This is a genomic window from Nocardia sp. NPDC051030 (assembly GCF_040683015.1).
Classification (GTDB): domain Bacteria; phylum Actinomycetota; class Actinomycetes; order Mycobacteriales; family Mycobacteriaceae; genus Nocardia.
The window spans coordinates 206746-220713 of sequence record NZ_JBFBCD010000010.1 but is presented as its reverse complement, the minus strand read 5'-3'; the positions used below and the strand labels follow the sequence as shown (position 1 = coordinate 220713).

Sequence of the window (13968 nt, the reverse complement as noted above, 5' to 3'; positions counted from 1 at the left end):
TCTAGACTGACCGCGTGCAACCGCTCGGCCCGCGCTCAGTCCGGCTCCGGACACAGATCCTGCTGCTTCAGGTGGCGGTGGTCGGGCTGACTCTGGGCCTGGCCTTCGGCGTCTTCGCCTATGTCAGCGGCCAGCGCCTGTCCGATGAATACGGCCAGCGTGCCCTCGCCATCGCCCGCACCGTCGCCTCCGATCCGGAGGTTCGCGCCGACGTCGCGCATTACGCGAGTATTCAGCTGCGTCCTGGCCCGGAACTGCGTCAGCAACTGGCCGATGGCGACTTGGAGCACCTGGCCGATGAGGCCCGCCTGCGCACCGGCGCGCTGTTCGTAGTGATCACCGACGACGCGGGCATCCGCCTGGCCCATCCCGACCGCTCCCGCCTCGGCGAAATGGTCAGCACGGACCCCTCCAAGGCATTGTCCGGAGCCGAGGTGGTCATTCGCGAACATGGCACGCTCGGTGAATCCGTCCGAGCCAAAGTACCTGTCCTGGAACCGGATCCGGCCAACGGTGAAGTTCCAGCCGGTGCATCGAACGCCAGGCGCGTGGTCGGCGAAGTGAGTGTGGGCATTTCGACCGAGGCGGTCCGCTCCCAACTGTTCCGCGATCTGCGCCGCGCCGGACTGCTCATCGGCGGAGCGCTCCTGGCGGGCATAGCCGGATCGGTATTGCTGGCCCGTCGCTGGCATGGTCTGACCCTGGGGCTGGAGCCCTCCGAACTAGCCGAACTAGTCCGCGAACAGGACGCCGTCCTGCACGGCATCGGTGAGGGAGTGGTCGCCGCCGACACCGCCTGGCGCAGCACCGTCGTCAATGACGAGGCTCGCCGCCTCCTGGGCGTCGACCCGTCCCCCGGCAGCCCCGTCGACGAGATCGGTCTCACCCCAAGGGTATTGGAGGCCTTCCGCGCCGCCGACGGCCAACCGGTCCAGGCGGCGGTGGGCGAGCGCATAGTGGTGGTCACCGCCCGCACGGTCCACCGCGACGGCCGCCCCCTCGGCGCGGTCCTATCCGTCCGCGACCGCACCGACGTCGAATCCCTCACCCGCCAACTCGATGCCGTCCGCTCCATGAGCACCGTCCTGCGCGCCCAACGCCACGAATTCGCCAACCGCCTCCACCTCCTCAGCGGCCTCCTACAAACCAACCGCCCCGACGAAGCCACCCACTACCTCACCGAACTCCTCGACTCCGGCCCCCTGGGCGCGGCCCTCCCCGGCATGGACACCATCCAAGACCCCTACCTCCAAGCCTTCCTCTCCGCCAAGGCCGCCCACGCCCGAGAAAACGGCGTCCACCTCCGCCTCGGCCCCAACACCTGGGTAGACGCCAACCTCACCGACCCCGTGGACGTCACCACGGTCCTGGGCAACCTCCTCGACAACGCCATAGAAGCCGCCCGCACCGCCCCCGCCCCCGAAGTCACCGCCCCCGCATCAAGATCAGGGAGCTCTGGTGGCGGCGACACGCCCGAATCCACACCACCAGAGCTCCCTGATCTTGATGCGTCGGAGCGAGAGTTGCCGCCGCGTCTGGGTGGCGATGCGATCGGGCGGGGAATTGCCGGGGGCGCATCAAGATCAGGGAGCGGTGGTGGCGGGGACACGCCCGAATTCGCACCACCAGAGCTCCCTCAGCAATTCGAAGCTGCCGGGGACGCATCAAGATCGGGGAGCGGTGGTGGCGCTGAAGGGGTTGAATTTGCGCCAGCAGAGCTTCCTCGGCGGGTTGTGGAGGTGGAGTTGGTGCGGGACGGGGATACGTTGCACATCGCTGTTGCGGACAGCGGGGCGGGAGTGGCGGCTGAGTTGGGGGATTCGGTGTTCACCGAGGGGGTTTCGACTCGGGTGGATGCGGGGGTGCCGGGTGGGCGCGGGGTGGGGTTGGCCTTGTCGCGGCAGGTGGCTCGGGCTCGGGGCGGGGACGTGCGGTTGGTACGGATGGGCGGGAGTGTCGGTGAGGGGCCTGGCGAGCGGCTGGGGGAGTCGGGCGCGGGGGCGGAAGTGTTGCGGGGGGCCGAGTTTCATGCCCGGTTGCCGGGTGTGCTGGCGGAAGGAGAGTCGGCATGGGCCGAGGAGATTTGACGGTGCTGGTCGTCGATGACGACTTCCGGGTGGCGAATCTGCATGCCGGAATCGTCTCCGCGCTGCCGGGGTTCGAGGTGGGGGCCGTGGTGAATTCGGTGGGCGCGGCGCGGGCGGCGATTGCGGGGCAGGGGTTCGACCTTGCGTTGGTGGATGTCTATCTGCCGGACGGGTCGGGGGTGGAGCTGGTGCGGGAGATGCGGTTCGACGCCATGATGCTCACCGCCGCGATCGAACCCGAGACGGTGCGGGCGGCATTGTCGGCGGGGGCGCTCGGATATCTGGTGAAGCCGTTCGATCATGCGGTGCTGGCGGCGCGGCTGGCCGGGTACGCGCGGTATCGGAAGCTGCTGTCCGGGGCGGAGGTGTCGACGGGGGAGGTGGACGCGGCGCTGGCGGCCCTGCGGCCCGCGCCCTCTTCGGGCGGTGTGGCCGCATCGGGATCGGCGGTGGCGCAGCCGACGAAAGATCTTGTGTTGCAGGCGGTCCGGTCCGCATCGGAGCCCATGTCGGCGGCGCAAGTGTCGGCCGCCATCGGTATTTCCCGGGCTACCGCGCAGCGCTATCTGGCCGCGCTGGTCGGTGCGGGGAGTCTGCGCATGCAGTTGCGCTACGGCAGCACCGGTCGCCCGGAGCAGGAGTACTCGGCCGGACCTCGCTGAGGGGTTGTCGAAAACTCTGGGGGGTTGTCGAAAACGTAGTTGTCTCAGTACCTTTCGGGCGGGCGGTCGCACGACCCCTTGCCGTCCAGGAAGGAAATCCCCTCATGCGCAACCGTTTCCGTATCGGCGTGGTGGCCTGCGCGCTGCTGCTCGCCCCGCTCGGCGCCGTGGCCTCGGCCTCGGCCGTTCCGCTGGAGTCCGCGCCCGCCCAGGTCGACCAGGTCGCCAAGGTCTGTGCCCAGGAGTGGCCCGCGAGTCTTTTCTGCCTATTGAGCTCGCTGTCTTCGGATTCCGGCTCATTCAAGAAGTAGTGGGATGATCCGTCGAAAACTGTGACCGTGGTCACATTTTCCTTGGCGGTTCGGCCGATTTTTGACTAACTTCGAACTCGTGGCGGTGCTCCTGTCGGCCGACTTGTACCGGTCCAGGGTCGGGATCGCCACGAGTACAGGAGAATTCCCATCACTATTCAGTTGAACCACACCATCGTTTTCAGCAATGACAGCCGGGCCTCCGCCGAATTCTGGGCGAGCCTGCTAGGTCTGGACGTAGGTGAGGAGTGGGGCCCGTTCATTCCGGTCGTGGTCGGAAACGGCGTCACCTTCGATTTCGCCAATGTCCCCCCGAACCTCCCCGGCGGAGGTATCACGCCGCAGCACTACGCCTTCCTGGTCTCCGAGGACGAATTCGATTCGGCCTACAAGCAGATCCAGGAACGCGGGCTCACCTACTGGGCCGATCCGCGGCAGCAGCAGGAAAACGAGATCAACCACAATGACGGCGGTCGCGGGATCTACTTCCTCGACCCCAGCGGCCACTACTTGGAGTTGATCACCGTTCCATACGGTGGCTGGCCTGAGTCGTAGCCACACCCAGCGAGAGCGCGCCCAAGAACTTGGGTGAGTGGTTCTCGTAGAAGCTGTCGAGGTCGCGGAGCTCGAAGCCCGCGGCCTCGATGAGCTTCGGAATCTCGCGATCGAGATGGCAGCCGCCCGCCAGGGTCTTCTGCACCGGATTCAGCCGATGCTGCCAGACCTGCACCCCGTGATCGGGCGCGAGCCCGTGTTCGACGAAGTGAAAAGTCCCGCCGGGCACCAGCACTCGCCGAATCTCCGCCAGCGCCGCCATGACATCGGGGATCGTGCACAGCGTCCAGGTCGACAGCGCCGTATCGAAGCTATTGTCCGCGAACGGCAATGACTGCCCATCCAATCCGGAGCGCTCCACCGGCACCGTGGCCGCCGCCAGCCGCGAGCCGGCCATCCGCCAGCCCAGATCGGCGGGTTCGACCGCACTCACCGACGTCACCGCGGCCGGATAGAACGGCACATTCCGCCCGGACCCGAATCCGATCTCCACCACCCGCCCGTGCAGCCCGCCGCAGGCCCGTTCCCGCACCGGATCGAGGAACTTCGAGCCGCACGTCAGATCGACGAGCCGCGGCAAGACCCGGTCTCCATAGATTCCCACGACCCCACTCTGTCAACGAATCAGCGCGTGCGCCAGCACGCTCGACATCCCGACGGCCGGGTCAGCTCTTGGGCGGGAAGCGCTGGGTGAGCCAGGCGGTGACGTAGCTCAGTACCTGCGGATCGATCGTCGTCTCGATCTTCGCGTACTCCTGGGGAGTGCCCGTACCGGCGGGCTGCATCAAATGATTGAGGCCGTCGAAGACGTGCACGGTGGCATCCGGATACTGGGCCAGGGCCGCGCGCGCCGGACCCTCGCTCTGCGCGGCTGGGACCTGGAGGTCCTTGCTGCCGTAGAAGGCGAGCACCGGCATGCGCAGCGCCGAAAGTGCCGGGGCCGGATCGTAATTGATCAATGCGGCCATGGAGATCGTGGTCTGGGAGTCGATGGCCGCGTCGGACATCTTTTCGTCCGGCGGCAGCTTCTCATTGTACTGGTGGCAGTACGTTCTGACGGCCTCGAGGTCGCCGGTGCGATAGAGCGGAATCGCGCCGTTCAGGAAGTCGATCTGACGGTCGATCGCGTCTTGCTTCGCACCCTGTGCGGCGAGGATCAGCTTGGTCTGTTCGATCAATATCTCGGAACCGATCACCGCCGGTCCGGCCTGCATGATCACGAACGCCACCCCGCTGTCCGGTCGCGAGGCATACAGCGGGCCGAGGTATCCGCCCTCGCTGTGCCCCAGCAAACCGATGCGTTTGCCGTCGATCTCCGAGCGCCCCTGCAGGAAGGTGACGCCCGCGCCGACATCATCGGCGAGGGTCTTGTAATCGGCGTCTTCGAGCTTGCCTCCGGTTCCGCCGACGCCGCGGTCGTCGGTGCGCAGCACGGCGTATCCGGCCCTGGTCAGGGTGTCGGCCCAGAGCAGAAACGGCTTGTGCCCGAGGATGGTCTCATTGCGATCCTGGGCCCCGCTGCCGGTGATGAGCACGACCGCGGGATGCGGTCCGGCGGTGTTCGGCTCGGTCAGCGTGCCCGCAATAGTGATATCCCCGCTGCGATAGCTGACGTCCTCGGACTTGTACGGGAAGGGCGCTTTCGGCTCCTGGGGCCGGGCCGGTTGCGCGACCTTGCCCTTGGTCAGATTGAGCGTGAAGGTCTGCCCGGACTGGGTGACCGTGCCCTGGATGCTGTCCGAGGCCTTGTCGTACTTGCCTTGGAACGACGGGTTTCCGGGGATATTCGGGATCGTCCAGGCCACGGCGTCCGGATCGGTCTTCACCTCGGTCAGCTCTTTGCCGCTGTAGCCCTGTACCGGAATGTCGATGGTCGCCTTCCCCTCGGTGAAGGTGACCCCTACCGCGACAGGACGATCCGGAATCTCGATGTCCCCGTGCCAATCCCCGCTCACCCGGGCCGGTGCGGACTCGGTACGGGAGCATCCCGCCACGATGAGGGCGAGAACGACGAACAGCGCCAGTGACAGCGACCGCAGCGTACGCATGGTTCCCAGGGTACGCACGGCATTCCGGTAACGCTGTCATCACTGCTCGGACACTCGAAATAACCTCTAGGCCAACGGCAATAACGCTCGGGGTCACATCATTGCCGGATGTGACCTGTGACTCGTACCGTGGGGTGGGTGAGCAATGACGCTGACTCCCGGGGACTGTTGGACCTTCCCGCCGGAGTGGACGGATACGCGGGCAGCGAATTCGCACCGCTGGTACGCACTTTCGCACGGATGGTCGGCGGTCGTCCCGGCGCGGGAGGAGCCCTCACGGTGCACCTGCACGGCGAGCCGCTGGTCGAGATCTGGACCGGCGATTCCGGCTCCGCCGCGCAGTGGGGCCCCGATACCGGCGCGGTCGTCTTCTCCGCCACCAAAGGCATCGCGGCCACCGTCATCCACCGGCTCGCCGACCGCGGCCTGATCGATTACGACGCTCCCGTCGCCTCCTACTGGCCCGAGTTCGCGGCCAAGGGCAAGGAGCGAATCACGGTGCGGCAGGTGCTCTCCCACCGTGCGGGCCTATCCGGCCTGCCCGCTATCGCCGCAGGTCTGGACGATATTCTCGACCACCGGCTGATGGAGCAGCGACTAGCCGCCTCCGAACCCGATCACCTGCTGGGCATTCCGACCTACCACGCCCTCACCTACGGCTGGCTGCTGGCGGGCCTGGCCCGTGCCGTCACCGGCCGCGGCATGGCGGAACTGTTCCGCACCGAGATCGCCGAACCCCTGGGCACCGACGGCATCCACCTGGGCCGTCCGCCGCGCAGCGCTCCCACCACGGCCGCGGTCATGCAGGGCGGCCGCCTGGGCTTCGTCGGCACCACCTACATCTCGATGTTCCTGGGCCGCGCCTACGGCCTGCCCGGACCCCTCGGCGCGGCGGCCCGCGCGCTGTTCCTGCCGGGCCTGGAAGACTTTCTGGAGGGCGAGGATCCGCCCGTCCTGGACACCGAACTCCCCGCGGGCAATGGCGTCTGCACCGCCAATGGCCTGGCCACCCTCTACGGTGCGCTCGCCAATGGCGGCATGAGCCATGGCCGCCGCTTCCTGTCCCCGGAAACGATCAAGGCCATGCGCCACGTCGAGACCTACCGCCTCGACCACGCGCTCTTCTACATCCCGATGATGTGGCATATGGGCTACCACTCGCTCCCGATCCCGGGTGCGCGCGCCGGATTCGGCCACATCGGCATGGGCGGTTCGTTCGGCTGGGCCGAACCTCGCCTGGGACTCTCCGTCGGCTTCGTGCACAACCGGCTCTCGCTCGGTGCGCTCGCGACCGATCAATTGGCGTCGGCGTGGGTGCTGCCGTTGGTGGTGCGGGGCGCACGCGCCGCGCGCCGCACCACCACCGTTCTCCCGGATCGCCAGGTGGCCTAACCCGAGACGGTGGGACCCGCCCTCATCGACGGGTTCCACCGCATTCGGTCAGCGGCGGGCGATGGACTCGAAGACCGTGGGGTCCACCAGGGTTGAGGTGTCGCCGAGATCGCGGCCCTCGGCCACATCGCGCAGCAGGCGGCGCATGATCTTGCCCGAGCGGGTCTTGGGCAGTTCCGGGACCACGTGGATCTCGCGCGGGCGCGCGATCGGGCTGATCTCTCGGGAGACCTCGGCCTTCAGATCCCGCACCAGCTCGTCGCCGGTGTCGGTGGCCTCGGCGGTCAGAATGACGAACGCGACAATGCCCTGACCGGTGGTCTCATCGCTCGCGCCGACGACCGCGGCCTCGGCGACACCGGAGTGCCCGACGAGCGCGGATTCGACTTCGGCGGTGGAGATCCGGTGCCCGGAGACGTTCATGACATCGTCCACGCGGCCCATGACCCAGAGGTCGCCGTCGGCGTCGAATTTCGCTCCGTCACCCGCGAAATACCAACCCTGGGCGGCGAATCGGTCCCAGTAGGTGGCGCGGAAGCGCTCATTGTCGCCCCAGATGCCGCGAGCCATGGAGGGCCAGGGCTGGTCGATGATCAGGAGGCCGTCGGCATTGCGGTCGCCCAGATCGACGCCGTCGTCATCGAGGATGCGGGCGGAGATGCCGGGGAGCGGAGTCATGGCCGCGCCCGGCTTGGCGGCGGTGGCACCGGGCAGCGGGGAGATCATGATCGCGCCGGTCTCGGTCTGCCACCAGGTGTCGACGACGGGAGTCTTATTGGCTCCCAACACTTCCCGATACCAGCGCCAGGCCTCCGGATTGATCGGCTCACCGACGGAACCGAGCAGCCGCAGCGAGGACAGGTCGTGGGCGTCGGGAATCTCCCTGCCCCACTTCATGAATGTGCGGACCAGTGTCGGAGCGGTGTAATAGATGCTCACGCCGTACTTTTCGATGATCTGCCAGTGCCGGTGCTCATCGGGGAAGTTCGGGGTGCCCTCGTAGACGACCTGGGTCGTGCGATTGGAGAGCGGCCCGTACACGATGTAACTGTGCCCGGTGACCCAGCCGATATCGGCGGTGCACCAGTAAACGTCCTGTCCCGCTTTGTGATCGAACACGTAGTGATGGGTGTACGACGCTTGCGTCAGGTATCCGCCGCTGGTGTGCAGGATGCCCTTGGGCTTTCCGGTGGTGCCGGAGGTGTAGAGGATGAACAGCGGGTGCTCGGCGTCGAAGGCCTCCGCCTCATGTTCGGGCGACGCGTTCGCGACGGTCTCGTCCCACCACAGGTCGCGGCCCTCGGTCCACGAGGTCTCGATGCCGGTGCGCCGCACCACCAGTACGTGTTCGACCGTGGCGGCGGCACCGCTCTCGTCGCCATCGGCAGCGAGGGCTTCATCCACTGCCTCCTTGAGCGGTGCCGCCTTACCACGTCGCCACTGGCCATCCGCGGTGATGACCAGGCGCGCCTGTGCGTCGTCCACCCGCTGCCGCAAGGCGCTCGCCGAGAATCCGGCGAACACCACCGAATGCACGAGTCCGAGCCGGGCACACGCCAGCATGGACACGATCGCTTCGGGAATCATGGGCAGATAGATGGCGACGCGGTCCCCGGCCCGGAGGCCGAGTTCGGTGAAAAGATTTGCCGCCCTGGACACTTCGGCCAGCAGGTCGGCGTAGGTGATATCGCGGGAATCGCCGGGCTCACCGACCCAATGGATGGCGACCTGGTCGCCGTACCCGTCCAGCACGTGTCGATCGACGCAGTTGTACGCGACGTTCAGCGTGCCGCCGTCGAACCAGCGAGCGAAGGGCGCATCGGACCAATCCAGGACCTGCGTCCACGGCTGGTCCCAGTGCAGCCTCCCGGCCTGCTCCGCCCAGAACGCCTCCCGGTCGGCCTGCGCCCGGTCGTACAGCGACGACCCGGTATTGGCCTGTGCCGCGAAGGACGCGCTCGGCGGGTAGGAGACGGGCCGGTGTGCGACGGCATTGTCGGCCCCGGACATCGTGCTGGTCACTGCTGAATCAACTCCTCGAACGAACGTGCTGGACAAGGTTTTTCGACGCGATGCGCGCCTAGTGCGCTGTGTGCCTAGTGCGAGACGGCCTTCTCCGCGCCGACACCGGTGAGCGAGCGCACCTCCATCTCGGCCTGCTTGAGCGGGTCCTCGTTATCGCGGCCCACGAAGGTGCCGATCACGCCGAGCGCGAAGGCCAGCGGAATGGACACGATGCCCGGGTTGGACAGCGGGAACCAGTCGAAGTCCATGCTCGACAGCATCGACGTCTTGGTGCCGGAGACGGCGGGGGAGAACACGATCAGCACGATGGTGGAGATCAGGCCGCCGTACATGCTGAACAGTGCGCCGGTGGTATTGAAGCGCTTCCAGAACAGCGAGAACAGAATGGTCGGCAGGTTCGCCGCCGCCGCGACCGCGAAGGCCAGAGCCACCAGGAACGCGATGTTCTGGCCATTGGCGAGAATGCCCAGCCCGATGGCGATCACACCGACCACCACGGCCGTGATCCGCGAAACCCGGACCTGCTCGTTCTCGGAAACCTTGCCGCGCTTGATGACTCCGGCATAGATATCGTGCGCGAAGGAGGCCGAGGCCGTGATGGTCAGGCCCGCGACGACCGCCAGGATGGTGGCGAAGGCGACCGCCGAGATAATCCCGAGCAGCACCACACCGCCGAGTTCGAATGCCAGCAGCGGGGCCGCGGAGTTCTGTCCGCCCGCCGCGGCCAGGATCTTGTCCGGGCCGACAATCGCGGCCGCACCGTAACCGAGAACCAGCGTGAACAGGTAGAACGCGCCGATCAGGCCGATCGCCCAGACCACCGAGCGGCGGGCTTCCTTGGCGGTCGGGACCGTGTAGAAGCGCATGAGCACGTGCGGCAGACCCGCGGTGCCCAGCACCAGCGCCAGACCCAGAGACAGGAAGTTCAGTTTGGAGGTGCCGCTGCCGCCGTACTGCGCGCCGGGCGCCAGCACATCACGCGACTTGACGCCCTTGGTCGTCGCCTCCGACACATGCTGCTGCGCCGAACCCAGAATGTCGGACAGGTTGAAGCTGAACTTCGAGAACACCATCACGGTCATGACCGCCGCACCGGTGATCAGCAGCACGGCCTTGATGATCTGCACCCAGGTGGTGCCCTTCATGCCGCCGACCAGCACGTACACAATCATGAGCAGACCGACGACGGCGATCACGACCGACTGTCCGGCCTTGGACTTGATATCCAGCAGCAGCGCGACCAGGCCGCCCGCGCCCGCCATCTGCGCCAGCAGATAGAACAGCGAGACCGCGAGGGTGGTGAGCGCGGCGGCGGTGCGCACCGGCCCCTGCTTGAGCCGGAAGCTCAGCACATCGGCCATGGTGAATTTGCCGGTGTTCCTGAGCATTTCGGCCACCAGCAGCAGCGCGACCAGCCACGCCACCAGGAAGCCGATGGAGTACAGGAAGCCGTCGTAACCGTAGACCGCGATGGCGCCCGCGATACCGAGAAAGCTTGCGGCCGAAAGGTAGTCGCCCGCGATGGCAATGCCGTTCTGCGGTCCGGAGAAGCCGCGGCCACCGGTGAAGAAGTCCGCCGCGGTGGTGGTCTTGCGGCTGGCGCGGATGACCACGACCATGGTGATGGCCACGAACAGCGCGAAAATCGCGATATTGGCGGCCGGATTGCCGACGGTCTCGGCCGCGGCATAGAACCTGGTGCTCACGCCCGGACCCCTTCCATCTCATGGCGAATGGCTTCCGCGCGCGGATCCAGTTCCCTATTGGCGAACCGCACGTACAGGCCCGTGATCAGGAATGTGGACACGAATTGCCCGAGGCCGAACAGCAGTCCGACATTGATATTGCCGAACACCTTGTGGGCCATGAAGTCGTGTGCGTACGCGCCGAGCACGACGTACACCACATACCAGGCGAGGAACAGTGCGGCCATCGGGAAGACGAACCGGCGCAGCCGGTTTCGCAGTTCCTGGAACTGCGGACTGGCCTGCATGGCAGCGAATTCCGCTGCCGAAGGCGTATGCGGCGAACTGCCGCCGAGCTCGGTGCTGCTCACTGAACGGTCCTAGCGTGTGGCGTGGCTTACTAACCGCTGAACCGTAGCGGTCTCTTTGTGACCGAAACATGATGTGGCGCGGGTCACTCGCCGAAGGTGCCCGCTCTTGCGCCGAGCGGTCCCTGCCGTACGACAAGCGGTTCAGGCCGGGCGCGTCCCCGGCTCGCGATCCGCGCCCAGGCCCAGTCGCTCGGGCGCGTGCAGGCGCACGAAAATGCGGCTCACCTCGTGCGATGACTGCCGGTGGGTGAACTTGCTGGCCAAGATCATTGCCAGGAATGCGAGCGGCACACTCACCGCCGCCGGGTATCCGAGCACGGCCGCGAGCCAGCCCCCGGCAAACTCGGTGGAGACGCCGCCCGTCACCGACACCACCGTGGCGGCACCCGCGGTGAGGCCGCCGACGACCAGTCCGGCCGTCGCTCCGGCCGCCGTCAGCCCGCGCCACCAAATGCCGAGCACCAGCAGCGGACACAGGGTCGATGCCGCCACCGAGAACGCCAGCCCGACGGTGCGCGAAAGATCCAGCGAGGCGACCGCCAGCGAAAGCACCAGCGGCACAGCGCCGGAGACGAGTGCGGCCGCCCGGAAATCCCGGATTCGGCCGGGCAGCAGATCGGTGCTGATCACACCCGCCAGGCTGACCAGCAGCCCGGAGGAGGTGGACAGGAACGCGGCGATCGCACCCGCCGCGACCAGGCCGCCGAGCAGCTGCCCCGGCAGTCCCGACACCACGGATCCGGGCAGCAGCAGCACCCCCGCATCGGAGTTCCCGTCCGTCAGCGATTGCGGCACATACAACCGCGCGAACACGCCGAGCAGGGTCGGGAAGAGATAGAACAATCCGACCAGCCCGATGACCGTCAAAGCCGTTGCGCGCGCTGCCCGCCCGTCCGGATTCGTATAGAACCGCACCAGCACGTGAGGCAATCCCATGGTGCCCAGGAATGTGGCGATGATCAGCGAATACACCGAGTACAGCGGATGCGGCCCACCCAGCCCGCCGCCCGGCTCCAGCCACGGCGCGCCCTCGGAGGTCATCTCGGCCGCCATATTCACCGGCCCATTGCCGAAGAAGTGCACCGCCAGCACCAGCGCCGGAATCGCCACGGCCGTCAATTTCAACCAGTACTGGAACGCCTGCACGAACGTGATCGACCGCATCCCGCCGCCCACCACGGTCCCGATGACTATGCCGCCCACCGCAACCGCCCCCACCCAGCTCGGCAGCCCCAGCAGAATACGTAGCGTCAGCCCCGCCCCCTGAAACTGCGGAATCAAATACACCGCGCAGATCAGCACCACCACCAGCGCCGCCAACCGCCGCAAACGCAGTGACCCCAAACGGAATTCGGCAAAGTCCGGCACGGTATACGCCCCCGACCGCCGCAGTGGCGCGGCCACAAACATGAGCAGCCCGAGATACCCCGCAGTGAATCCCACCGGATACCACAGCGCATCCGCCCCATACTTGGCGATCAGCCCCGCCACACCCAAAAACGAGGCAGCGGAAAGATATTCACCCGAAATAGCGGCAGCATTCCACCGCGCCCCCACACTCCGCGAGGCCACCAAGAAATCCGAAGTGGTCCGGGCCAATCGCACCCCGTACACCGCGAACCCCACCGTGGCAGCCGCCGCCAACAACAGCGCCGCCACCGTGATCCCCGAAGCCGAATCCACTTCAGTCCCCGGTCAATTCGCCGAAGTCCAACTCATTCCGCTCCGACAATCGCACATACACCCGCCCCACCCCGTAAAGCAGCGGATAAACCAACAGCCCCAACAACAACCACGGCACCCGCACCCCGAACACGGCCGCCGTCCCCACCGGGCTCGAGAACACCAAAGGCAAAGCCCCCAACGCCGCGACGGTCACCAAAGCCAACCGCACCGCCAACCCGAACTGCGCCCGAATCAACCCACCGATCAGCGCCGCCCCGACCTCGGTCTGCTCCTCGACCTCCACCCGAGTCCTGACCACCCGAGCTCCCCGCCGCTCGGCCAGCACCACCCGTTCCCGCTGCCGCCCGCTCACGTTCGGTTGCTCCGATTGCGGTGGGTGGTGGGGATCAGGCGCTGTTTCAACTCGCGAACCTGACGGCGGGCCACCGGGAGTTCGACGGCCGGGGCGCTGCCCTCGGCCCGCAGGCAGACCACGGTGCCGGTGCCCACCGTGCGCAGACCGGTCACTTGGCGCAGGGCGACCAGGTACGAGCGGTGCACGCGCACGAATCCCGCTTCGCTCCAACGATTTTCCAGCTCGGAGAGCGGTATGCGGACGAGGTGGGATCCGGTGCCGGTGTGTAGTCGTGCGTAGTCGCCCTCGGCTTCCACCCAGCAGACGGCGGCGCGGTCCACGAGTGTGGTGACACCGCCGAGTTCGACCGGGATCACCTCGTGGGGGTCGCTGGCGGGCGCGGCGGGCACCTGCGTCCCCCGGGTGGTGGCAATGCGCCGCACCGATTCGGCCAGTCGCTCCTCGCGCAGTGGCTTCAACAGATAATCGACCGCCCCGAGATCGAAGGCCGCCACCGCTTTGTCATCGCGCGCCGTCACGAAAACCACCGCGGGCGGATTGGCGAACTCGGACAGAATCCCGGCCAGTTCCAGGCCGTCCAGGCCCGGCATATTGATATCGAGAAAAACCGCGTCGACCGTATGCGCGCGCAAGAGCCGCAGGGCCGAGGTCGCATCGTTCGCGCCGTGAATCTCGCCGACCTCGGGTTGGGTGCGCAACAGATACACCAACTCGTCGAGAGCCGGTTTCTCGTCGTCCACGGCCAGCACGCGTAGCACGCCGAGCTCCTTGTCGGTGGTCTGAGTCACAGG

General features: G+C 67.0%; 13 protein-coding genes. 5 read left to right on the top strand and 8 right to left on the bottom strand.

Translation table 11 applies throughout. The annotated features are described in order from the left end of the window. The first annotated feature begins 14 nt into the window (after positions 1 to 14). The 4 genes from AB0N05_RS31360 to AB0N05_RS31345 all read left to right on the top strand — a co-directional run bounded on the left by AB0N05_RS31360 (position 15) and on the right by AB0N05_RS31345 (position 3615). Positions 15 to 2087, top strand: coding sequence for a sensor histidine kinase (locus AB0N05_RS31360; protein WP_364700536.1), 2073 nt, complete (start codon positions 15 to 17; stop codon positions 2085 to 2087). Beyond that, complete coding sequence (locus AB0N05_RS31355; protein WP_364700534.1) at positions 2069 to 2749, top strand: response regulator; 681 nt, start codon at positions 2069 to 2071, stop codon at positions 2747 to 2749. Before AB0N05_RS31360 ends, AB0N05_RS31355 begins: the two co-directional genes overlap by 19 nt. A 104-nt stretch (positions 2750 to 2853) precedes the next feature. Beyond that, positions 2854 to 3060, top strand: a complete 207-nt coding sequence (locus AB0N05_RS31350) for a hypothetical protein (RefSeq protein ID WP_364700532.1) — start codon at positions 2854 to 2856, stop codon at positions 3058 to 3060. 150 nt (positions 3061 to 3210) lie between these two features. Then, positions 3211 to 3615 carry a VOC family protein gene (locus AB0N05_RS31345; protein WP_364700894.1) on the top strand — a complete coding sequence of 135 codons (405 nt, stop codon included), beginning with the start codon at positions 3211 to 3213 and terminating at the stop codon, positions 3613 to 3615. Here AB0N05_RS31345 and AB0N05_RS31340 read toward each other — a convergent pair. Both AB0N05_RS31340 and AB0N05_RS31335 read right to left on the bottom strand, forming a co-directional pair. Continuing rightward, complete coding sequence (locus AB0N05_RS31340) at positions 3581 to 4219, bottom strand: class I SAM-dependent methyltransferase (RefSeq protein ID WP_364700530.1); 639 nt, start codon at positions 4217 to 4219, stop codon at positions 3581 to 3583. The two genes, AB0N05_RS31345 and AB0N05_RS31340, sit on opposite strands and share 35 nt — an antisense overlap. 61 nt (positions 4220 to 4280) lie before the next feature. Continuing rightward, the gene (locus AB0N05_RS31335; protein ID WP_364700528.1) at positions 4281 to 5663 is read right to left on the bottom strand and encodes an alpha/beta fold hydrolase; all 1383 of its coding nucleotides are present in this window, start codon (positions 5661 to 5663) and stop codon (positions 4281 to 4283) included. Positions 5664 to 5801: 138 nt separating this feature from the next. Here AB0N05_RS31335 and AB0N05_RS31330 point away from each other — a divergent pair, with 138 nt between their 5' ends. Next, a complete protein-coding gene (locus AB0N05_RS31330) occupies positions 5802 to 7055 on the top strand; it encodes a serine hydrolase domain-containing protein (protein WP_364700526.1) in 1254 nt (417 codons plus the stop codon). Positions 7056 to 7103: 48 nt separating this feature from the next. Here AB0N05_RS31330 and acs read toward each other — a convergent pair whose 3' ends face one another. From acs to AB0N05_RS31300, 6 genes are all read right to left on the bottom strand, one after another. Then, positions 7104 to 9065 (bottom strand): acetate--CoA ligase, encoded by a 1962-nt coding sequence (gene acs, locus AB0N05_RS31325; RefSeq protein ID WP_364700892.1) that lies wholly within the window; start codon positions 9063 to 9065, stop codon positions 7104 to 7106. A gap of 86 nt (positions 9066 to 9151) precedes the next feature. After that, positions 9152 to 10786, bottom strand: a complete 1635-nt coding sequence (locus AB0N05_RS31320; RefSeq protein WP_364700524.1) for a cation acetate symporter — start codon at positions 10784 to 10786, stop codon at positions 9152 to 9154. After that, positions 10783 to 11073, bottom strand: coding sequence for a DUF485 domain-containing protein (locus AB0N05_RS31315; protein WP_364700890.1), 291 nt, complete (start codon positions 11071 to 11073; stop codon positions 10783 to 10785). The genes AB0N05_RS31320 and AB0N05_RS31315 overlap by 4 nt, the downstream gene beginning before the upstream one ends. A gap of 204 nt (positions 11074 to 11277) precedes the next feature. After that, positions 11278 to 12819, bottom strand: coding sequence for a cation acetate symporter (locus tag AB0N05_RS31310; protein WP_364700522.1), 1542 nt, complete (start codon positions 12817 to 12819; stop codon positions 11278 to 11280). Position 12820: 1 nt separating this feature from the next. Continuing rightward, positions 12821 to 13174: a hypothetical protein gene (locus AB0N05_RS31305; protein WP_364700520.1), complete on the bottom strand. Its 354-nt coding sequence runs from the start codon at positions 13172 to 13174 to the stop codon at positions 12821 to 12823. After that, complete coding sequence (locus tag AB0N05_RS31300) at positions 13171 to 13965, bottom strand: LytTR family DNA-binding domain-containing protein (protein WP_364700518.1); 795 nt, start codon at positions 13963 to 13965, stop codon at positions 13171 to 13173. The genes AB0N05_RS31305 and AB0N05_RS31300 overlap by 4 nt, the downstream gene beginning before the upstream one ends. Positions 13966 to 13968: the final 3 nt, after the last annotated feature.